Annotated in this window: 1 protein-coding gene; it reads right to left on the bottom strand. The window is 61.7% G+C overall.

The window, feature by feature from the left end; all coding sequences use genetic code 11:
* The coding region (locus tag NVV99_RS26780; protein ID WP_260783333.1) for a hemerythrin domain-containing protein at window positions 1-243 on the bottom strand (243 nt) is incomplete at both ends.

Below are 243 nucleotides of genomic sequence, written 5' to 3' on the forward strand. Positions count from 1 at the left end.
CCTGCAAATTCTTCACCAACGTCTTTAACTCAGCACTCGATGCTTCCGCGCCCTCGAGTTGCTTCATCACCTGCACGATCTCGTCTTGCTCCTCCTTGTCGTGTTCGACGGCGTCCTTGCCGCCGGGGAGGTGCTTCTCCATCTCGGGATAGACGAACATATCCTCGGCGCCCGAGTGCCTCATCACCGCGGCGATCGCCGCATCGGTGAGATCGCGGCGCTCCTCCGCGTCGAGCGGGGTCT

Origin of the sequence: Rhodococcus sp. PAE-6, assembly GCF_025290685.1 — a bacterium.
Taxonomy (GTDB): Bacteria; Actinomycetota; Actinomycetes; order Mycobacteriales; family Mycobacteriaceae; genus Rhodococcus; species Rhodococcus pyridinivorans.